Source organism: Achromobacter sp. MYb9 (assembly GCF_002975275.1).
In the GTDB taxonomy this organism is placed as follows: domain Bacteria; phylum Pseudomonadota; class Gammaproteobacteria; order Burkholderiales; family Burkholderiaceae_B; genus Achromobacter.
In genome coordinates, this window is sequence record NZ_PCOQ01000036.1 from 1 (window position 1) to 20401 (window position 20401).

Below are 20401 nucleotides of genomic sequence, written 5' to 3' on the forward strand. Positions count from 1 at the left end.
CCTTCGGATTCCCTCGGGCTTATCGACGCCCCGCGCCCCACCGGCCACCGACGCGCCGGGCTCCGTTGAATGCAATTTCCCGATCGCTGGGGCGGGCGGTTTTCTTGGGGTTCTTCTCCACGCGGTGGGGTGGTGGATGATCTTGCGGGGCCCGCTCCCGGCCGGCCGCGCGGGCGGCCTTTGGGAGCTTACGCGTCGTCTTGCGTCGTGACGCGATTCGCTTCGCGTGTGGGCGGCTATCGTTGCGCTTTGCTTTGGGCTGGCTTTGGTTTGGAAGATTTTGCGGGGTCGTCCCTTGTCGGCCGCGCGGGCGGCCTCGGGGACTTGGCGGTGTCTTGCGGTTCATGATGCCGCGTCGCGCTTGTGAAGAGCGGACTTGCGGGGCTTGCCTCAGGACGGCCGCCCGGGCGGCCTTTTGAGGCGTTCACGGCGTCTTGCGATCCCCGATGCCGCTGCGCGCACGCAACGTAAGGAACCCTCGCAACGCTGCAAATTTCAGCCGACGCTCGCAACAATCGCTGGCCTCCCTTTTAGACGGGTGACGCGCGTACAGGTCGGGCGAAGCAAGCGGGTACTGGCCGCGCGCCACCCGTCGCTCCACCTCCCCACCTGACGGCGGGGCCAATAGAAAACCACCCGCCAAAAGCGCGTAAGCGACCAACGTGACAACACCCCGACAACGCGTATGCAGAAAGCGTCCGCCCGCGCGGACTGTGGTGGTCAAGTTTTAGTGGACACTTAGGTCGGTTGTTTTCGCAGCCGGCGGGCCTCATAGGCGGCCGGTGCCAGATATCCCAACGTAGAGTGCAGCCGCCGGGTGTTGTAGAAGTTCTCGATGTAGTCTTGGATATCTCGATGAGCCTCTGCACGGGTGGCGTAATGGGTCTTCCACAGACGTTCAACCTTGAGGCTCAGGAAGAAGCGTTCCATCACTGCGTTGTCCCAACAGTTTGCTCTGCGACTCATGCTGCACACAATGCCATGTGCCGCTAGGATTGCCTGGTATTCCGCGCTGCCGTATTGGAAGCCTCGATCGGAGTGCAGTACTAACCCGCGGCGAGGTCGTCGCTGGCGGATTGCCATCTCCAGCGCTTGGCGAACGACGGGCGTATGCGTCGTTGACGACGTCGCCCAACCAACTAGGCGTCGCGAGTACAGGTCTAGAACGGCGGCCAGATGAAGCCAGCCCTGGGCCGTATTGATGCACGTGACATCAGTGACCCACGCACGGTTCGGCTGGTCTACGTCGAACTGCCGGTCCAGCACGTTCTTAAACGTCGGTTGGCCTAAATCGGTGATTGTGGTGCGTACGAACCGACGCTTCCAGACGGGTCTTAGAAAGGCCTGCCGCATCAGGGTGCGCGCACGATAGCGGCCGATGACAATACCCTCGGCCCGCAGCGCATGAGAGATACGGCGACTTCCGTAGGTCGACCCGCTTGCGTTAAATGCTGCGGCCACATGCACCTGTTCGCGCAACGCTTTAGGGCGCATCCGTCGGCTACGTTGAGCGTAATAACCGGAGCGGCTAACGCCCAACACCCGGCAGATGTGGCTAACGTGATAGGCCTTCTGTTGCAGATGCGCCACTAGAGCAAAGCTCACTTGAGCTCGCGGGCAAAGAAGGCCGAGGCTTTTTTTAGTAGCTCCATGTCCACCTTCGCTTGGCGCAGCTCCATCTCCAACTCGCGGATACGTCGTTGCTCGGGCGTGATCGGCAAGCCAGGGCCAGGATCGCCCAGTCGATCGGCCTTGTACTGGACCAGCCACCGCCGCAGCGCTGTCTCACCCAGCCCCAACGATGCGCAGACCTCGGCTACGCTAAGGCCCTTGTCCATAACCATGTGAACTGCCTGAAGCTTGAACTCAGCCGTAAAGGCACGCCGCTTTATCTTAGTCATGACTCACCTCCTAGGTTCAACCTAAATGGGTGTCTACCAAAATTAGACCACTACAGACGCTTGAGGCGGGCCCCGCAAATCTCGTCAGTAATAAGGGGCCCGGCAGCGCGCAAACCAAGACGGCGCAGCTCGTCGCCGGGGTCGGGTGGGTGGCGCGCAACCTTGATGCGCCCGAGGGAATCTGAAGGGAAGGCCGCAGGCCTGGACGAAGATGACGACGGGGACGTCCGGAGCGAAGGCTCCGGACCGCAATCGTGGGCGCGCGCCACCCACCCGACCCCGGCGGCGAGCGTCCCACGAAGATCCACGCCAACCGCCACCACATCCCTCAAGCAGTTGCTATAACGACCTACTTAGCCGCCCCAGCCGCCCCAGCCGCCCACCCTTTAGACAATTCCACCGCCTGTCTCCACCTCCCCATTCGAGCGTCTCGGACCGACTCCGGCCAGCCCGGCTCGAACGTTCGTTCTGCCTGCCACTTCGATGCGAACTCGTCCAGCCCGGACCAGAATCCCACTGCCAGTCCTGCCAGGCCCGCTGCGCCAAGCGCCGTCGACTCCGGGACTCTGGGCCGCACCACCGGCACGCCCAGCAGGTCGGCCTGCATTTGCATCAGCAGGTCGTTGCGGGCGGCGCCGCCGTCGACGCGCAGTTCGGTCAGCGCGATGCCGCTGTCGCCGTTCATGCACGTCAGCAGCTCCGCGCTTTGCAGCGCGATCGATTCCAGCGTCGCGCGGGCGATGTGGGCGCGGGTGGTGCCGCGGGTCAGGCCCACCAGCGTGCCACGGGCATAGGGGTCCCAATGCGGCGCGCCCAGGCCGGCGAACGCCGGCACCATGAAGACATCGTCCGTATCCGACACGCTGGCCGCCAGCGACTCGATTTCTTCCGAGCGCTGAATGATGCCCAGGCCGTCACGCAGCCATTGCACCGCCGCGCCCGCCACGAACACGCCGCCTTCCAGCATGTAAGTGGGCGTCCAGTTGTCGGCCCCGGACGCGGGCAAGCCCCAGCCCACCGTCGACAGCAGATGATTTTTTGACTGCACCGGCTTGTCGCCCACGTTCATCAGCATGAAGCAGCCGGTGCCGTAGGTATTTTTCGCCATGCCCGGCGTGAAGCAGGCCTGGCCGAAAGTGGCGGCCTGCTGGTCGCCTGCCACACCCGCGATCGGAATCGAACCGCCCAGCCATTCCGGCAACGCGTTACCCACCACCGCACTGCTGGGCGCGATCTGCGGCAGCACGCTGCGGGGGATTTTCAGCAACGCCAGGATCTCATCGTTCCAGTCTTGCGCGTGCAGGTCGAACAGCATCGTGCGCGATGCGTTGCTCGGGTCCGTGCTGTGCACCGCGCCGCCCGTCAGTTGCCAGATCAGCCAGCTGTCCACCGTGCCGAATGCCAGCTCGCCGCGGTCGGCCATCCGGCGCGCGCCCGGCACGTGGTCCAGCAGCCAGGCCAACTTGGTGCCCGAGAAATAGGCGTCCAGCACCAGACCGGTCCGCGATTGCAGGAAATCGGCGTGGCCGTCGCGGCGCAACTGGTCGCACATCGGCGCGGTGCGCCGGTCCTGCCAGACGATGGCGCGGGCCAGCGGACGGCCCGTGGCGCGTTCCCAGATCAGCGTGGTTTCGCGCTGGTTGGTGATGCCGATGGCGGCCACGTCGGCCGCCGTCGCGGCGGCGTTGCGCAGCGCTTCGCGCGCGACGTCCAGCTGGGTGTGCCAGATCTCGCTGGCGTCGTGCTCGACCCAGCCCGGGCGCGGGTAGTGCTGGCGGAATTCACGCTGGCCCACGCCGCGCACCACGCCCTCGCGGTCGAATACGATGGCGCGGGAGCTGGTCGTGCCCTGGTCCAGGGCTAGGACAAATTCATTCGTCGTCACTTTGTTTGGCGCCGTTCAGGTGTGCCCCGGCCTGTGGCTCAAGGCGTCTAAAGGAGAAGGTCGAGGCCATGCACATCAGGCCGATGACGATGAAGCCGGCAACGACATCGCCGACCGCAAGCGTCTCGGCGCCGCGCAGGGCCATGCTGACGTTCAGCGTGACTGCGGCCACCCCCACGCCCAGGCTGATACCCAACTGCTGCGCCATCGCTGCGAAACTGCTGGCGCGGCTCATTTTGGCCGGGGGAATGTCGGCATAGGTTAGCGTATTTACCCCGGTGAATTGCAACGACCGGAAGAAGCCGCCAACCAGCAGGATGGCGATCATCAGCCAGACCGGCGTGGCGGGGGTGAAGGTGGCGCACACCATGATGAACACGCCGGTCAGCAGCGCGTTCACGGTCAACACGCGGCGGAAGCCGAAGTGGCGGACGATGGGCGTGGCCACGAACTTCATCAGCAAGGCGCCCGCCGCGCTGGCGAACGTGATCAGGCCGGCGGAAAACGGCGACAGGCCGAAACCCACTTGCAGCAGCATGGCCAACAGGAATGGCGTGGCGCCCACGGCGAAGCGGCACAGGTTGCCGCCCAGGGTGGAAATGGCGAACGTCGGGATCCGCATCAGCGACAGGTCGATGATGGGGTGCTCAATGCGCCGGGCGTGCCAGGCATACAGGAAACCGCAGGCGGCGCCCACGGCGATCATGCCCAGCAGCATCGGCAGCGGCATCACGTCGCGGCCAATGGCCTCGAAGCCGCTGACCAGCGCGGCCAGGCAGACGGCGCTAAGCAGAAAGCCCAGCCAGTCCAGGCGCGGCGCGGTTTCTTCCTTGATTTCGGTGACATAGCGCAGCACCAGCGCGATCCCCAGGACGCCGATCGGGATGTTGATCAGGAAAATCCAGTGCCAGGACATATAGGTGACCATGAAACCGCCCAACGGCGGTCCGATCACCGGCCCCAGCAGCGCCGGGATGGACAGGAAAGACATGGCTTTCAGCAGATCCTGCTTGGGCACGGTCCGCAGCAGGATGATCCGCCCCACCGGCACCATCATCGCGCCCGCCATCCCCTGGATGATCCGGGCCGCGACCAGCTGGGGCAGGTCCTGCGAGAGCGCGCAGGCGACGGAGCTGAGGGTGAACAGCCCGATGGCGGCCACGAACACTCGGCGGGCGCCGTAGCGGTCGGCCGCCCAGCCGCTGACCGGCACGAAGACGGCCACGGACAGCAGGTAAGACGTAATGGCCACGTTCAGCCGGACGGGCGTGGATCCCAGGGCCCGGGCCATGGCCGGCAGGGCGGTGGCCACGACGGTGGCGTCCAGCATCTGCATGAACAGCGCACAGCCCACGATGAAGGGAATCATGCGCGCCGCGCGCAACGCATCCGGGTTCGAGGGCGGAGCGGGGTGGGCGGTTGCTGCGGATTCTGCTGACATGGCAAGAGGGGACGTTGGGTGCCTGACGATTGTAACGCCGGGGGTTTGCCCGGCGTGAAGTAAACTCCTGGGATCCGAAACCCACTGAAATTGGTGTCATGGCGACCAACTACGAATCCGAGATCACCCTTTTCCTGAAAGACTTCAAGCAGTCGCACCCTGGCACCGAAGAGCGCCAGCGCGAAGGCCGCGCCCGTCTTTGGGATAAACCGCAGGACTCGGAACTGCTGGAAGGCTTCCGCGCGGCCCGCGTGCCGCAAAAACCCTACGTGTATTCGGCAGACTGATCCCGTTGCGGCAGACATGTCCCAAAACCCTTCCGTCCCGGGCGAGGCGCTGGCCAAGCTGGTGAAGCCGCCCGTGGACAGCACGCCCGATACCGTCGATAGCGTGGCGTTCGCACGCCTGTACGGCGAGCCGCTGTTCCAGATGCCGACGGATCTGTACATTCCGCCGGACGCGCTGGAAGTGTTCCTCGAGGCGTTCGAAGGGCCGCTGGACCTGCTGCTATACCTGATCCGCAAGCAGAACTTCAATGTGCTGGACATCCCGATGGCGGATGTCACGCGGCAATATCTGTCGTATGTGGACCAGATCCGCATCACCAACCTGGAGCTGGCCGCCGAGTACCTGCTGATGGCGGCCATGCTGATCGAGATCAAGTCGCGCATGCTGTTGCCGGTCAGAAAGACCGACACCGGCGAAGAGCCCGAAGATCCGCGCGCCGAACTCGTCCGCCGCCTGCTCGAATACGAACAGATGAAGCTGGCCGCCCAGAAGCTGGACAAGCTGCCGCAGCTGGGCCGCGACTTCGTCAGCAGCCAGGCCGTGGCCGACCTCAGCGTCGAACGCATGATGCCCGAAGTCAGCGTGGACGACCTGCGCCAGGCCTGGGCCGACATCATGAAGCGGGCCAAGCTGAATCAGCATCACCACATCACGCGCGAACAGCTGTCCGTGCGCGATCACATGACGCACATCCTGCGGCGCCTGAACGATGTGCGCTTTATGGAATTCGGCGACCTTTTCATGGAGCGCGTTCGCGAAGGCGCGCCCGCGGCGGTGGTCGTCGTGCATTTCATCGCCATGCTTGAGCTGGCCCGCGAATCCCTGCTGGAAATCACGCAGGCGGAGCCCTATGCTCCCATTTACGTGCGCCTGGCCTACACCAGCGTGGCGGCGGTCGCGGCCTGATCCTGACCGGGCTGCCCCCAACCCCGGAGAGTCCCCTTGAAAGTCGTCCATACCATCCAGGAATTGCGCGATCACCTGCGCGGCCAGAATCGCGTGTCGTTCGTGCCCACGATGGGCAACCTGCATGAAGGCCACCTGTCCTTGATGAAACTGGCGCGCCAGCACGGCGACCCCGTGGTGGCCAGCATCTTCGTGAACCGGCTGCAATTCGGCCCCAACGAAGACTTCGACCAGTATCCGCGCACGCTGGCGGCCGACATCGAAAAACTGGAGCAGGCGCGCGATGTTTACGTGCTGTTCGCGCCCAATGAACGCGAGATGTACCCCGAGCCGCAGAACTACCGCGTGCAGCCGCCCGACGATCTGGGCGACATCCTGGAAGGCGAATTCCGGCCCGGTTTCTTCGAGGGCGTCAGCACGGTGGTCCTGAAGCTGTTTTCATGCGTGCAGCCGCGCGTGGCCGTGTTCGGCAAGAAGGACTATCAGCAGCTGATGGTGGTTCGCAACATGTGCCGCCAGTTCCAGCTGCCGGTGGAAGTGCTGGCGCACGAAACGGTGCGTGCCGATGATGGCCTGGCGCTGTCGTCGCGCAACCGCTACCTGACCGAAGGCGAACGCGCCGAGGCCCCGGCGCTGTATGCCGAACTGCAGCGCATCGGCCAGCGGCTGGCCGAAGGCGAGCGCGACGCGCTGGCCCTGGAACGCGATGCCGCCGACCGCCTTGCCCTGCGCGGCTGGAAGGTGGACTACGTGGCGTTGCGCCGTCAGCAGGATTTGAAGCGCCCCGAGGCCGCCGACCTGCAGGCTGGCGTTCCCGTCGTGGCCCTGGCCGCAGCCAAGCTGGGCGCCACCCGCTTGATCGATAACCTGGAACTGACCTACGCGGTCTGAGCGTTCCATGCAGGCAGGGGCGCGCGGATACCGCGTCGTCCCGACCCCTGACAGATTTGCCAGCTTTCGCCGCCTGTGGCGGCCGGGCAGACTTGATGTAATCCTACATTGCAAAAAGAGTCGCCCATGCAAGCTCCCCGTCCCGATTTCGAAGCGGTGCTTTCCGCGCTGACACCCCGCGAACGGCAGATCGTCGGCTATGTGGCGGCCGGCCGCCCCAACAAGGTCATCGCCATTGATCTGGGCATTTCACTGCGCACCGCCGAAGCCCATCGTGCCCGTATCTTCGAAAAGCTCGATGCCCGCAATGCCATGCAGCTTGCCTGCCAGCTATGCGCCCACGGGCGCACGGGGGCGTCTCCCATCCTCAATGCCGTGGCGGCTTGCGGCAAACCGTCAGCCCACGCGGGCCCGCCATGGACGCCCCGGCATGTGCTGCATGCGCCTGCGCCGCCCGCCTACGGTCCGTGTCCGGCCGGCAAGCCGCCTGATCCTGATTCCGGATGAGGTGTCCGCGAAGGAACCCCTTCGGCAGTGATGTTCAGTGGCGGCCCGTGCAGTCACGACCCTGAGTCACGACCCTTCAACGACGCCGGCCCTGGCGAACGTCGTGTTCGCCAGGGCCGGTGGGTATTGAATCGATGCCCGAGGGCAGGCAGGCGCTTAAACCGTCGAAGGCATCGAGATCATCGAGACCATCGAAGCCATCACGGGCACTGGGGCGCTTGGGCCTTGGCCAGCTCGTCAATCGGATCCAGATCCGGCTGGCGAGTCAGGTTGTAGTTCAGGTTGGGGGTTTGACCGGCGATGGAACGCACACGCAGCACGTTGTTGGCGGCCACCACGAATTCCGCGCGGGCATTGCCCTTGCCGTCCATCAGGATGACGCGCGGCGGGCGCTCGTCGGTAGCGTCCCAGCAGCCCTGTTCCGTGACGGCGGGGCCCTTTTTGGGGTCGCTTTCCAGGTATGCCGTGCGACCGCGCCAGCGGCCGTTGGGCGCCAGGGTCAGCGTGACGCGCTGCGCCGTGCATTGCATGGCGGGCGAAAAGCAGGGCAGCGTGCCCATATAGGTTTGCGGTTGCGGCACCAGGCTTTGCACGGCGGCATTGGGCGCGGCGGGCGCAGGCGCGGGCGTGGCGGCCGACGATTGCGCGGCGCGATCGGCGCCTTCGGGCACGGTTTGGCCGTCTTCGGTGGTCTGGCCGGCTGGCGTGGCTTGCGAGGCTTGGTTCTGTGGCTTGCGGGCGTCGGGCTTCAGGGCGATTTGCACCTGCGACGGGGCGCGAATGACGCTACGGTAACCCGCGCCCGAGCCCTGGTATTGGGCGTCGGTCACGGTGCTTTCGACCGGGGGGTCGTAATAGCCTTCGGTTTTTTGCTGGGCGCAGCCCGCGGCGCCGAGTGCTGTACCGGCCAGCAGCAGCCCCATGACGCTGAGTTTGCGGGATCGGGTGACGATGTCGACGCGGGCGGTCATGGCAGCTTATCCGTGAATTGGTCTGTCTCCGATTTTACGCACTTATGCGAAGATTCGATACGTTCCCTTAGCCACTCTTGGGTGTTGTCTGCACTTTATGCACAAATTACGACACGGCCTTTGTCGGGCCGTCTGCTTTTCGACCATTCGCGGTGCAAGGAACGCCGGCGAACGCGTGCGTCGGGCCGGCCAATGAGCAGCGTGCACCACGCCTTCGGCATGCCGTTGGGCGCGTTCATCGGGCTGGCTGCGCTGGCCGGTCTATTCATCGGCAGTTGGTTGACCGTGCTGACCTACCGCTTGCCGTGCATGATGGAACGTGAATGGCAGGCCCAATGCCTGGACGCCGTGGGCCGCGCACGTCCGGACGGCAGCGAAGGCTTGTTTCGCCCCGCATCGCATTGCCCCGCGTGCCACGCGCCCGTGGTCGGCTGGCGCCGGCTGCCGGTGCTGGGGTGGCTGCTGCTGCGCGGACGTTGCGGCGCGTGCCATGCCGCGATCAGTTGGCGCTATCCCGCCATCGAAATCCTGACCGCCGGGCTGTTCGCCGCCTGCGCGTGGCGCTACGGCGCAACGCCCGTCGCGCTGTTCGCGATGGGCTTGTCCGCCATGCTGGTGGCGCTGGCCTGGATCGACTTCGAATCCACCCTGTTGCCCGACGCGCTGACGCAGCCGCTGGTGTGGGCGGGGCTGCTGGTCAACCTGTTCGGCGCCTTCACGACCTTGCCGCTGGCGGTGGTGGGGGCGGTGGCCGGCTACGTGTTCCTGTGGGTTATCTTCCATGTGTTCCGCCTGCTGACCGGGCGCGAAGGCATGGGGTATGGCGATTTCAAGTTGCTGGCGGCGCTGGGCGCGTGGTTCGGCGTCGAGTCGCTGCCCATGGTGTTGTTGGCGGCCTCGCTGGTAGGCGTGCTGATCGGTGGCCTGCTGACGATGTCGGGCCGCGCCGGCCGCGGGCAGCCGCTGCCCTTTGGCCCTTATCTGGCGCTGGCGGGCATCGTGATGCTGCTGCTGGGCGGCGAGCAGGGGCTATGGCAATTCATGCGCTAGGCAAGAAAGGAAGGGCATCATGTTCAAGATCGGTCTGACGGGCGGCATCGGTTCGGGAAAATCCCGCGTGGCCGACATGCTGGGTGAATGGGGCGCGACGCTGGTCGATACCGACGAGATCGCCCGCGCGCTGACGGCCGCCAACGGTGCGGCCATGCCCGCTATCGAACGCGAATTCGGACCGCAGGCATTGACGCCGGACGGCGCATTGAACCGCGAATGGATGCGTGAGCGCGCATTCTCGGATCCGCAAGCGCGGCTGCGGCTGGAAGCCGTGCTGCACCCCGCCATCACGGAAGAAACCCGGCGTCAGGCGGCGGCCGCGACCGGACTGTACCTGGTCTTTGTGGTGCCCCTTCTGGTGGAGTCGCTGGCGCGTTGGCGCACGCGCGTGGATCGTATCTGCGTGGTGGACTGCGATCCCGAAACGCAGGTGGCGCGCGTGCAGTCGCGTAGCGGGCTGACGGGGCCCGCCATCAGGCGTATTATGGCGGCACAGGCTGCGCGGGCAAGCCGGCTGGAAGTTGCGGACGACGTCATCGTGAACGACGGCGCGACATCACCGGAACAATTGCGCGCGCAGGCGAAGACCCTGCATGACCGCTGGCTGACGCTGGCGACCACAACGGGCCGGTAAGCGAATCGCTTGGCCGGCACCCCTGAATCCCTCGGCTTGCCGGCCGACCACTGATAGGGCCTGTAAAAAAGCGTGATTGTTTACGAATACCCCTTCAATGAGCGCATCCGCGCCTACCTGCGATTGGAATACCTGTTCGACAGGTTGTTCTTCTTTGCCCGCGAGGGGGATTCACGCCAGCATCAGGTTGCCGTCACTTCCCTTTTCGATCTGCTCGACGCGTGCGAACGCACCGACGTGAAAGGCGCGGTGCTGCAAGACCTGGAACGCCAGCGCATGGCGCTGGTGGGTCTGCGCGATCACCCCGGCGTGGCGCAAGACGCGCTGGAAGCGATGCTGCGCGAACTGGAAAAAGTGGCCAGCGCGCTGGCCGCGCCAGGCAAGACTGGCCAATCGCTGCGCGAAAACGAGTGGCTGACCAGCTTGCGCGGCCGGCTGTCCGTGCCGGGCAGCGCCACGCAAGTGGACATGCCTTCCTATTTTGCTTGGCAGAACAAGACCGAAGCCGCGCGCTGCGCGGACCTGCAGGCGTGGGTGTCGCCCTTCCTGCCTTTGTATGACGGTCTGACGCTGGCGCTGCGGCTGCTGCGCGAGTCTGGCCGCAAGACCGATATCGTGGCCGAGCAGGGCGCATACCAGCAGATGCTGGGCGGCAAGCAATTTCAGTTGCTGCGTGTCTGGCTGGATCCGACCCAAGGCGTGTTTCCCGAGATCAGTGCCAATAAGTACATGATCTGGATACGTTTTTCCACGCAAGACGGCGAATTCAAGCCCCAGCAAGTTGCCCGCGACGTCGCCTTCCAAATGACGCTTTGCAGCTCGTAACCCGCCGTTGTCGCGGGGATACGCGTTTTTGAGAGCAATTCCTGTTGCGGCCAGTTTCAACTGGGGCGCGCAATGATAGAAAAGGCGACCGACTAGTAGACAATACGGCTTTCTCCGTCAGTGCCGGAACCGTTTCCATGTCCGATAGTCGTCCTGTTTCTCCCCCTTCTCGCTGGACCCGCCGCCGCATCGCCGGATTGGCGGTGTTGGTGCTTGTCGTGGCGGGCGTTGCCTGGCTGGCGCTGCGGCCGTCGGCCAAGACCGGCGCGGCTGGCGGCCCGGGTGGACGGGCGGGCGGGGCGCGGCCTCCGATGGCCGCGATGGCGAATCTGGCCGTGCCGGTGCGCATCGCCACCGCCGTCACGCAGGACATCGATATCTACCTGAAGTCCCTGGGCACCGTTACTGCGTACAACACGGTTACCGTGCGCAGCCGCGTCAGCGGCGAACTGGTGGACGTGGCATTCCAGGAAGGCCAGCGCGTAAAAGCGGGCGATCTGCTGGCCCAGGTGGACCCCCGCGCCTTCCAGGTGGCCCTGGACCAGGCGCGCGGCACCCAGATGCAGAACCTGGCCCAGCTGGAGAATGCGCGGCGCGACCTGCAGCGCTATCAGGCCCTGTTCAAGCAGGATTCCATCGCCAAGCAGCAGGTCGACACCCAGGCCGCGCTGGTGCGCCAGTACGAGGGCACGGTCAAGAGCGACCAGGCCAACGTGGACAACGCCAAACTGCAATTGGACTACGCGCGCATCACGGCGCCCATCAGCGGCCGGTTGGGGTTGCGCCAGGTGGACCGTGGCAACCTGGTGTCCAGCGCCGACACCAATGGGCTGGTGGTGATCACGCAGACCCAGCCGATTTCGGTGGTGTTCACGTTGCCCGAAACCCAGCTGCCCGAAGTGCGCGGCGAAATCGCCGCCGGCAAGACGTTGGCGGTTGACGCCTATGACCGCGCCGATACCCGCCGCATCGCCACGGGCGTGCTGGAGACGCTGGATAACCAGATTGACGTCACCACTGGCACCCTGAAGCTCAAAGCCAAGTTCGACAATGCGGACGATGCGCTGTTTCCGAACCAGTTCGTCAATGTGCGGCTGCATGTGCTGACGCGCAAAGACGTGACCGCCATCCCCACCGCGGCCATCCAGCAGGGGTCGGCCGGCGCGTTCGTATTCCTGGTGCAGCCCGACAATACCGTCGCGGTCCGCCAGGTGAAGCTGGGCGCCATCAACAGCGGCATGGTGGCCGTGAATGAAGGCCTGCAGCCGGGCGATCGCGTCGTCACCGAGGGCACCGATCGTTTGCGCGCTGGCGCTAAGGTGGAAGTGGTGGGCGGCGCCGCGGTGATACCCGCTACCCGCGACAAGACGCTTGGGGCAGGTGCGCCTGCCGGCACCACGCCTGCGTCGAAGTAAGCCGAGGTCATCGTGAGCCTGTCGCGTCCCTTCATTCTGCGCCCCGTCGCCACCACGCTGGCGATGGTGGCGATCTTGATCGCCGGGTTCATCGCTTACCGGATGCTGCCCGTGTCGGCGCTGCCCGAGGTGGACTACCCGACGATCCAGGTGGTGACGCTGTACCCCGGGGCCAGTCCGGACGTCATGACCTCGCTGGTCACGTCGCCGCTGGAACGGCAGTTCGGTCAGATGCCGGGCTTGAACCAGATGTCGTCCACCAGTTCGGGCGGCGCGTCGGTCATCACGATGCAGTTCAACCTGACGCTGCCGCTGGACGTGGCCGAACAGCAGGTGCAGGCGGCCATTAACGCCGCGTCGAACCTGCTGCCCAGCGATCTGCCGGTGCCGCCAACCTACAACAAGGTGAATCCGGCCGACGCGGCCGTGCTGACGCTGGCCATCACGTCACCCACCATGCCGCTGCCGCAGGTGCGCGACCTGGTGGATACGCGGGTGGCGCAGAAGTTGTCGCAGATTCCGGGCGTGGGCCTGGTCAGCGTCGCGGGCGGCCAGCGGCCGGCGGTGCGCGTGCAGGTCAATCCGCAGGCGCTGGCGGCCAACGGCCTGGCCTTGTCCGACTTGCGCACCGCGATCGTGGGCGCCAACGTCAACCAGCCCAAAGGCAACCTGGACGGGCCGTTGCGTTCCACCACGATCAACGCCAATGACCAGTTGAAGTCGCCCACCGACTACAACGACCTGATCATCGCCTACAAGAACAACGCGCCGCTGCGCCTGTCCGATGTGGCGCGCGCGGTCGAAGGCGCCGAAGACACGCGCCAGGCCGCCTGGGCTGGCGACAAGCCCGCCATCCTGCTGAACATCCAGCGCCAGCCGGGCGCCAACGTGATCGACGTGGTCAATCGCATCCAGACGCTGCTGCCGCAGCTGCGGGCGGCCCTGCCCGCCACGCTGGACGTCAGCGTGGTGTCGGACCGCACGCAGACCATCCGCGATTCGGTGGAAGACGTGAAGTTCGAAATGCTGCTGGCGGTGGGGCTGGTGGTCATGGTGACGTTCGTCTTCCTGCGCAGCCTGACGGCCACGCTGATTCCCAGCGTCGTGGTGCCGCTGTCCCTGGTGGGCACCTTTGGCATCATGTATCTGGCCGGGTTCTCCATCAACAACCTGACGTTGATGGCGCTGACGATCGCCACCGGTTTCGTGGTGGACGACGCCATCGTCATGATCGAGAACATCGCGCGCCATATCGAAGAGGGCGAGACGCCCTTGCAGGCGGCGCTGAAGGGCGCCTCGCAGATCGGGTTCACGCTGATCTCGCTGACGTTTTCGTTGATTGCGGTGCTGATCCCGCTGCTCTTCATGACGGAAGTCGTGGGGCGGCTGTTCCGCGAATTCGCGATCACGCTGGCCGTGTCCATCCTGATTTCACTGGTCGTGTCGCTGACGCTGACGCCGATGATGTGCGCGCGTTTGCTGCGCGCCGAATCGCAGCAGAAGCACGGCCGTTTCCACACGGCCACCGGCAATTTCATCGACCGCGTCATCGCCGGCTACGACCGCATGCTGCAGGTGGTGCTGCGGCATCAACCGCTGACGCTGCTGGTGGCGTTGGGCACGTTCGCGCTGACGGTGGTGCTGTACATGGTCGTGCCCAAGGGCTTTTTCCCGCAGCAGGACACCGGCCTGATCCAGGCCATCACCCAGGCGCCGCAATCCATCTCGTTCCCGGCGATGGCCCAACGCCAGCAGGCGGCGGCACAGCTGGTGCTGGAAGATCCCGACGTGCAGGCCGTGTCCTCGTTCATCGGGGTAGACGGCAGCAACGCCACGCTAAGCGCCGGGCGCATGCAGATCGCGCTGAAGCCGCAGGCCGAACGCAGCGGCGACCTGCGCACGGTGATGGCTCGTCTGCAGGATTCCCTGGCCAGGCAGGACGGGCTGACCGTCTACATGCAGCCCGTGCAGGACCTGACCATCGAAGACCGTGTCAGCCGCACGCAATACCAGATGACGATGTCCAACCCCGACCTGAAGGTGCTGAGCGAATGGACGCCCAAGCTGGTGGACCGCCTGCGCCAGATACCGGGGCTGAAGGACGTGACGGACGACCTGCAGGACGACGGTTTGCAGACCTGGGTCGAGATCGACCGGGACGCGGCATCGCGGCTGGGCATCACCGCCGCCGTCATCGACGAGGCGCTGTATGACGCGTTCGGCCAGCGCCTGATCTCCACGATCTTCACGCAGTCGAACCAGTACCGCGTGGTGCTGGAAGTGCAGCCACAGTTCCAGATGAACCCGTCCGCGCTGGGCCAGATCCACGTGCCCACCTCGACGGGCGCGCAAGTGCCGCTGTCGTCGGTGGCGCACATTTCCGAAGGCCGGACCGTGCTGGCCGTGAACCGGCTGGACCAGTTTCCGATGGTGACGGTGTCGTTCAACCTGGCGCCGGGCGCGTCGCTGTCCAACGCGGTCGAAGCCATTACCGCGGCCGAGGCCGAGATCGGCATGCCGGCCGGCGTGGAGACGCGCTTCCAGGGCGCGGCGCTGGCGTTCCAGAATTCGCTGACCAGCACGCTATGGCTGATCCTGGCCGCGGTGGTCACCATGTACATCGTGCTGGGGGTGCTATATGAAAGCTACATCCATCCCATCACGATCCTGTCCACATTGCCGTCCGCCGGCGTGGGGGCGTTGCTGGCGCTGCTGATCAGCGGGACCGAGCTGGACATGATCGGCATCATCGGGATCATCCTGCTGATCGGCATCGTGAAGAAGAACGCCATCATGATGATCGACTTTGCGCTGGACGCCGAACGCAAGCGGGGCTTGACGCCGCGCGCGGCCATCCACGAGGCCGCGCTGCTGCGCTTTCGTCCCATCCTGATGACGACGTTGGCGGCCCTTTTCGGCGCCTTGCCGCTGATGCTGTCGACCGGCACGGGCGCTGAACTGCGCCAACCGCTGGGGCTGGTGATGGTGGGCGGCCTGCTGCTTAGCCAGGTGCTGACGCTGTTCACGACCCCGGTCATCTACCTGATGTTCGACCGCATGTCGCGCCGCTGGCGCGGCGTGCGCGAGCCGGCGGCCGGGGACGCGTCATGATCCTGTCGGCACCCTTCATCGTCCGGCCGGTGGCGACCACGCTGCTGAGCCTGGCGATTGTGCTGGCGGGCCTGCTGTCGTTCTTCCTGCTGCCGGTGGCGCCCCTGCCGCAGGTGGATATCCCGACGATTTCGGTATCGGCCAGCCTGCCGGGCGCCAGCCCCGAGACCATGGCCTCCAGCGTGGCGACGCCGCTGGAGCGTTCGCTGGGCAGCATCGCCGGCGTGACCGAGATGACGTCCAGCAGTTCGCAGGGGTCTACCCGCGTTACCTTGCAGTTCGACCTGTCGCGCGACATCAACGGCGCCGCCCGCGACGTGCAGGCGGCGATCAACGCGGCGCGTTCGCTGTTGCCCAGCGGCCTGCGCAGCAATCCCACGTATCACAAGTCCAACCCGTCCGACGCGCCCATCATGACGCTGGCGCTGACCTCCGACACCCTCAGCCAGGGCCAGCTGTACGACATCGCTTCGACCATCGTGGCGCAGAAGCTGGCCCAGGTGGACGGGGTGGGCGAAGTGACCGTGGGCGGCAGTTCCCTGCCGGCGGTGCGCGTCACGGTGCTGCCGGGCGCGCTGGCCAACCGGGGCGTGTCGCTGGACCAGTTGCGCGCCACGCTGGCCAACGCCAACGCCAACCGCCCCAAGGGCGTGCTGGAGAACGACAGCTACCACTGGCAGATCATGGTCAGCGACCAGCTCAGCCGCGCCGAGCAATACCGGCCGTTGATCGTGGCGTGGAAAGACGGCGCGCCGGTGCGCGTGTCGGACGTGGCCCGCGTCGAGGATTCCGTCGAAGACCTGTACCAGACCGGGTTCTTCAACGAACGCAACGCCATCTTGATGATCGTGCGCCGGCAGGCCGACGCCAACATCATCGAGGCCGTGGACGCCGTGCGCGCCCAGCTGCCGGTGCTGCAGGCGCTGATGCCGGCCGACGTGAACATGACGGTGGCGCAAGACCGCACGCCCAGCATCCGGGCGTCGCTGCACGAGGCCGAGCTGACCCTGATCATTGCCGTGGGCCTGGTGGTGCTGGTGGTGTTGCTGTTCCTGCGGCGCTGGCGCGCGGCCATCATTCCCAGCGTGGCCGTGCCCGTGTCGCTGATCGGCACCTTCTGCATCATGTACCTGTGCGGCTTCACGTTGAACACGATTTCGCTGATGGCGCTGATCGTGGCCACGGGGTTCGTGGTGGACGACGCCATCGTCGTGCTGGAGAACATCATGCGACACGTCGAGAACGGCATGTCGCCGATGCGGGCCGCCTTGCGTGGCTCGCGTGAAGTCGGCTTCACGGTGTTATCGATGAGCCTGTCGCTGGTGGCCGTCTTCATCCCCATCCTGCTGATGGGCGGCGTGGTCGGGCGGCTGTTCCGCGAATTCGCCGTGACCTTGTCGGCCGCCATCCTGGTGTCGCTGATCGTGTCGCTGACCTTGACGCCGATGATGTGCGCGCGCTTGCTGCGCCATGAACCGCCCGAGCAAAAACCGCCCGGACGGCTGGCGCGCTGGTCGGAGCGCGGCTTCGATTCCATGCTGGAGGGCTACCGCCGCAGCCTGCGCTGGGCGCTGGCGCATGGCCGGCTGATGATGCTGGTCCTGGCGGTGGCTGTCGGGCTGAACATCTACCTGTACACCGCAGTGCCCAAGGGTTTTTTCCCGCAGCAGGATACGGGGCAGCTGCTGGGGTTCTTCCGCGTGGACCAGGGCACGTCGTTCCAGGCGACGCTGCCCAAGCTGGAAGCACTGCGCAAAGTGGTGTTGGCGGACCCGGCGGTGCAGAGCATGACCGGCTACGCGGGCGGCCGCGGCGGCAGCAATAGCAGCTTCATGCAGATCCAGTTAAAGCCGCTGGGCGAACGCGACGCGTCGGCCGACGTGGTCATCAACCGGCTGCGCGGCAAGCTGCTGAACATGCCGGGCGCGCGCATGTTCCTGGTGTCGCAGCAGGACATCCGGATTGGCGGGCGGCAAAGCCAGGGCTCCTACGACTACACGCTGATGTCGGGCGACCTGCAATTGCTGCGTACCTGGATGCCCAAGGTGCAGCAGGCGATGGCGAAGATTCCCGAAATCACGGACGTGGACACCGATGTCGAAGACAAAGGCCGCCAGATCAACCTGGTGATCGACCGCGAGGCCGCCACGCGGCTGGGGGTCAGCATGTCCACCATCTCGACGGTGCTGAACAATTCGTTCAGCCAGCGCCAGGTGTCCGTGATGTACGGCCCGCTGAACCAGTACCACGTGGTGCTGGGCCTTGCGCCGAAGTTTGCCGAAGACATCGAATCGCTCAAGCAGGTCGAGGTCATCACGTCGACCGGCGCGCGCGTGCCCTTGCTGGCCTTCGCGCGGCTGGAGAACGCCAACGCGCCACTCAGCGTGCAGCATCAGGGCTTGTTCGTGGCGGACACCGTGTCGTTCAGCCTGGCGCCCGGCGTGTCGCTGGGGCAGGCCACCGCGGCCATCGATGCGGCGGTGGCCCGCATCGGTTTGCCGTCCGATCAGATCCAGGCGGGCTTCCAGGGCACCGCGGCCGCCTTGCAGCAGACGCTGGCGCAGCAACCGTGGCTGATCCTGGCGGCGCTGGTCACGATGTATATCGTGCTGGGCATCCTGTATGAAAGCTTCGTGCATCCGCTGACGATCCTGTCGACGTTGCCGTCGGCCGGCCTGGGCGCGCTGCTGGCGTTGCTGCTGCTGCGTTACGACTTCACGTTGATCGCGCTGATTGGCGTGTTCCTCTTGATCGGCATCGTGAAGAAGAACGCCATCATGATGGTGGACTTTGCGCTGGATGCCGAACGCAACCAGGGCATGGCCCCGCGCGAGGCGATCTTCCAGGCGTGCCTGACGCGGTTCCGGCCGATCATGATGACGACGATGGCCGCCATCTTCGGCGCGCTGCCGCTGGTCGTGGCCACCGGCGCTGGCGTCGAGATGCGCCAGCCGCTGGGCATTACCATCGTGGGCGGCCTGGTGCTAAGCCAGATCCTCACGCTGTACACCACCCCCGTGGTCTATCTTTATCTGGACCGCTTCCGTCTGTGGGCCGCGCGCGGGCGCGGTCCCCGGAATGAAGCTCCTGCATCCATAGAACAAACATGATTCGCATCAAGCCGCTTTCGAACGCCTTCCTTCCCCGCAGCGCGGTCACGCTGGCGCTTTGCGCGCTGCTGGGCGCCTGCGCGGTCGGCCCCGACTACCAACGCCCCGAATTGGATGTGGGCGCGTCCTATAAGGAAGGCCGGGGCCAGGATCAGGTGGAAGGCTGGAAGCGCGCCCAGCCGCGAGACGACGCGGACCGCGGCGAGTGGTGGCGGGTGTACGACGACGCGACGTTGAACGGGCTGGTCGATCGCCTGAATACCTCGAACCAGACGATTGCGCAGGCCGAGGCCAACTACCGCCAGGCGCTGGGCCTGGTGCGCGCGGCGCGCGCCGGCTTCTATCCCACGGTGGGCGCGGGCGCGGGCATGTCGCGCGCGGGCAGTGGCAATGGCGCGAACGGTTCGTCGTCTTCGTCGGGCAGCAACGTGTCGAACCAGTATTCGGTGACCGGCAGCATCAGCTGGGAATTGGACGTGTGGGGCCGCGTGCGGCGCAGCACGGAATCGTCCGAGGCCAGCGCGGCGGCCAGCCTGGCCGACCTGGCCGCCACGCGATTGAGCGCCCAGGCGGCGCTGGTGCAGACCTATCTGCAATTGCGCGTGCTGGACGAACAGAAACGCTTGTTGGACGCCACCGTGGCAGCCTACGAGAAATCGCTGCAATTGACGCAGAACCGCTATGAAGTCGGCGTTGCGGGCCAGGCCGACGTGGCCGTGGCGCGCACGCAGGTGGAAAGCACGCGCGCCCAATCGATCGACCTGGACTGGCAGCGTGGCCAATACGAGCACGCGATTGCGGTGCTGATGGGGCAGGCCCCGTCCAAATTCGGGTTGGCGCCCTCGGTGTTCGCGCTGAAGTTGCCGCAGATTCCGGTGGGCCTGCCCTCGGAATTGCTGGAGCGCCGCCCCGACATCGCCGCGGCCGAACGCCGCGCGGCGGCCGCCAACGCGCAGATCGGCGTGGCGCAAGCCGCATGGTTCCCGTCGTTGACGTTGTCCGCCGACGGGGGCTTCCGCAACGGGCAGTTCGCCGACCTCCTGACCGCGCCCGCGCGCTTCTGGTCGCTGGGGCCGGCGCTGGCGTTGACGATCTTCGACGGCGGCGCGCGCGCGGCGCAGGTCGAACAGGCCCGCGCGGCCTACGACTCGCAAGCGGCGGCGTATCGACAGGCCGCGCTGGTGGGGCTGCGGGAAGTCGAAGACTACCTGATCCAGCTGCGCGTCATGGAGAACGAACAGGTCGTGCAGCGGCGTGCGCTGGAGTCGGCGCGCGAATCGCTGCGGCTGATCCAGAATCAGTACAAGGCGGGCCTGGTGGACTACCTGAGCGTGGCGGTGGTGGACGCCACGGCGCTCAACAGCGAGCGCAATGCGCTGAGCCTGCTGGGCACGCGCCTGGTGGCCAGCGTGAACCTGATCGTGGCCTTGGGCGGCGGCTGGGACGGTTCCTAGGGATAACGC

Annotated in this window: 15 protein-coding genes; 11 read left to right on the forward strand and 4 right to left on the reverse strand. The window is 65.8% G+C overall.

The genetic code is table 11. The features are described 5' to 3' along the window. Positions 1–738: 738 nt before the first annotated feature. The 3 genes from CQ050_RS29055 to CQ050_RS29065 form a co-directional block, all read right to left on the reverse strand. Positions 739–1901, reverse strand: a protein-coding gene (locus CQ050_RS29055) for an IS3 family transposase (RefSeq protein WP_233214355.1) whose coding sequence is annotated in 2 segments (ribosomal slippage) — positions 739–1631 and positions 1631–1901 — 1164 coding nt in all. Because the reading frame shifts where the segments join, the coding sequence is not laid out codon by codon here. Between the two features lie 349 nt (positions 1902–2250). Further along, on the reverse strand, positions 2251–3786 hold the full coding sequence (gene glpK, locus CQ050_RS29060) for a glycerol kinase GlpK (protein WP_105560306.1): 1536 nt from the start codon (positions 3784–3786) through the stop codon (positions 2251–2253). Continuing rightward, positions 3773–5227: a DHA2 family efflux MFS transporter permease subunit gene (locus CQ050_RS29065; protein WP_105560307.1), complete on the reverse strand. Its 1455-nt coding sequence runs from the start codon at positions 5225–5227 to the stop codon at positions 3773–3775. The genes glpK and CQ050_RS29065 overlap by 14 nt, the downstream gene beginning before the upstream one ends. A 98-nt stretch (positions 5228–5325) precedes the next feature. Here CQ050_RS29065 and CQ050_RS29070 point away from each other — a divergent pair, with 98 nt between their 5' ends. The 4 genes from CQ050_RS29070 (at position 5326) to CQ050_RS31260 (ending at position 7819) form a co-directional block, all read left to right on the forward strand. Continuing rightward, complete coding sequence (locus CQ050_RS29070; RefSeq protein WP_050447026.1) at positions 5326–5514, forward strand: DUF3460 family protein; 189 nt, start codon at positions 5326–5328, stop codon at positions 5512–5514. Positions 5515–5530: 16 nt separating this feature from the next. Then, positions 5531–6421, forward strand: coding sequence for a ScpA family protein (locus CQ050_RS29075; protein WP_105560308.1), 891 nt, complete (start codon positions 5531–5533; stop codon positions 6419–6421). A 36-nt stretch (positions 6422–6457) separates the two neighbouring features. Continuing rightward, positions 6458–7312 carry a pantoate--beta-alanine ligase gene (panC, locus tag CQ050_RS29080; protein ID WP_105560309.1) on the forward strand — a complete coding sequence of 285 codons (855 nt, stop codon included), beginning with the start codon at positions 6458–6460 and terminating at the stop codon, positions 7310–7312. A 126-nt stretch (positions 7313–7438) separates the two neighbouring features. Next, complete coding sequence (locus CQ050_RS31260; RefSeq protein WP_105560310.1) at positions 7439–7819, forward strand: response regulator transcription factor; 381 nt, start codon at positions 7439–7441, stop codon at positions 7817–7819. A gap of 200 nt (positions 7820–8019) precedes the next feature. Here the strand turns inward: CQ050_RS31260 and CQ050_RS29090 are convergent, their stop codons facing one another. Beyond that, positions 8020–8790: a copper resistance protein NlpE N-terminal domain-containing protein gene (locus CQ050_RS29090; protein WP_105560311.1), complete on the reverse strand. Its 771-nt coding sequence runs from the start codon at positions 8788–8790 to the stop codon at positions 8020–8022. Positions 8791–8982: 192 nt separating this feature from the next. On the opposite strand from CQ050_RS29090, the gene CQ050_RS29095 reads away from it, so the two are divergent. The 7 genes from CQ050_RS29095 (at position 8983) to CQ050_RS29125 (ending at position 20392) form a co-directional block, all read left to right on the forward strand. Further along, the gene (locus CQ050_RS29095; protein ID WP_105560312.1) at positions 8983–9840 is read left to right on the forward strand and encodes an A24 family peptidase; all 858 of its coding nucleotides are present in this window, start codon (positions 8983–8985) and stop codon (positions 9838–9840) included. A 19-nt stretch (positions 9841–9859) separates the two neighbouring features. After that, positions 9860–10477, forward strand: a complete 618-nt coding sequence (gene coaE, locus CQ050_RS29100; RefSeq protein ID WP_105560313.1) for a dephospho-CoA kinase — start codon at positions 9860–9862, stop codon at positions 10475–10477. A gap of 72 nt (positions 10478–10549) precedes the next feature. Further along, entirely contained in the window at positions 10550–11302 is a 753-nt protein-coding gene (zapD, locus tag CQ050_RS29105; protein WP_105560314.1) for a cell division protein ZapD, read from the forward strand. Positions 11303–11439: 137 nt separating this feature from the next. Next, positions 11440–12717 carry an MdtA/MuxA family multidrug efflux RND transporter periplasmic adaptor subunit gene (locus tag CQ050_RS29110; RefSeq protein ID WP_105560315.1) on the forward strand — a complete coding sequence of 426 codons (1278 nt, stop codon included), beginning with the start codon at positions 11440–11442 and terminating at the stop codon, positions 12715–12717. 12 nt (positions 12718–12729) lie between these two features. After that, the gene (locus CQ050_RS29115; protein ID WP_105560316.1) at positions 12730–15828 is read left to right on the forward strand and encodes an MdtB/MuxB family multidrug efflux RND transporter permease subunit; all 3099 of its coding nucleotides are present in this window, start codon (positions 12730–12732) and stop codon (positions 15826–15828) included. Next, complete coding sequence (locus CQ050_RS29120) at positions 15825–18938, forward strand: multidrug efflux RND transporter permease subunit (protein ID WP_105560317.1); 3114 nt, start codon at positions 15825–15827, stop codon at positions 18936–18938. The genes CQ050_RS29115 and CQ050_RS29120 overlap by 4 nt, the downstream gene beginning before the upstream one ends. Then, complete coding sequence (locus tag CQ050_RS29125) at positions 18935–20392, forward strand: efflux transporter outer membrane subunit (protein ID WP_105560318.1); 1458 nt, start codon at positions 18935–18937, stop codon at positions 20390–20392. The genes CQ050_RS29120 and CQ050_RS29125 overlap by 4 nt, the downstream gene beginning before the upstream one ends. The last annotated feature ends 9 nt before the right edge of the window (positions 20393–20401 follow it).

Excerpts from the sequence above, each read along its gene's own strand:
- CQ050_RS31260 (WP_105560310.1), top strand. The coding sequence starts at position 7,439 with ATGCAAGCTCCCCGTCCCGATTTCGAAGCGGTGCTTTCCGCGCTGACA.
- CQ050_RS29095 (WP_105560312.1), top strand. The coding sequence starts at position 8,983 with ATGAGCAGCGTGCACCACGCCTTCGGCATGCCGTTGGGCGCGTTCATC.
- coaE (WP_105560313.1), top strand. The coding sequence starts at position 9,860 with ATGTTCAAGATCGGTCTGACGGGCGGCATCGGTTCGGGAAAATCCCGC.
- CQ050_RS29065 (WP_105560307.1), bottom strand. The coding sequence starts at position 5,227 with ATGTCAGCAGAATCCGCAGCAACCGCCCACCCCGCTCCGCCCTCGAAC.
- CQ050_RS29090 (WP_105560311.1), bottom strand. The coding sequence starts at position 8,790 with ATGACCGCCCGCGTCGACATCGTCACCCGATCCCGCAAACTCAGCGTC.
- CQ050_RS29075 (WP_105560308.1), top strand. The coding sequence starts at position 5,531 with ATGTCCCAAAACCCTTCCGTCCCGGGCGAGGCGCTGGCCAAGCTGGTG.
- CQ050_RS29125 (WP_105560318.1), top strand. The coding sequence starts at position 18,935 with ATGATTCGCATCAAGCCGCTTTCGAACGCCTTCCTTCCCCGCAGCGCG.
- CQ050_RS29070 (WP_050447026.1), top strand. The coding sequence starts at position 5,326 with ATGGCGACCAACTACGAATCCGAGATCACCCTTTTCCTGAAAGACTTC.
- CQ050_RS29110 (WP_105560315.1), top strand. The coding sequence starts at position 11,440 with ATGTCCGATAGTCGTCCTGTTTCTCCCCCTTCTCGCTGGACCCGCCGC.
- CQ050_RS29120 (WP_105560317.1), top strand. The coding sequence starts at position 15,825 with ATGATCCTGTCGGCACCCTTCATCGTCCGGCCGGTGGCGACCACGCTG.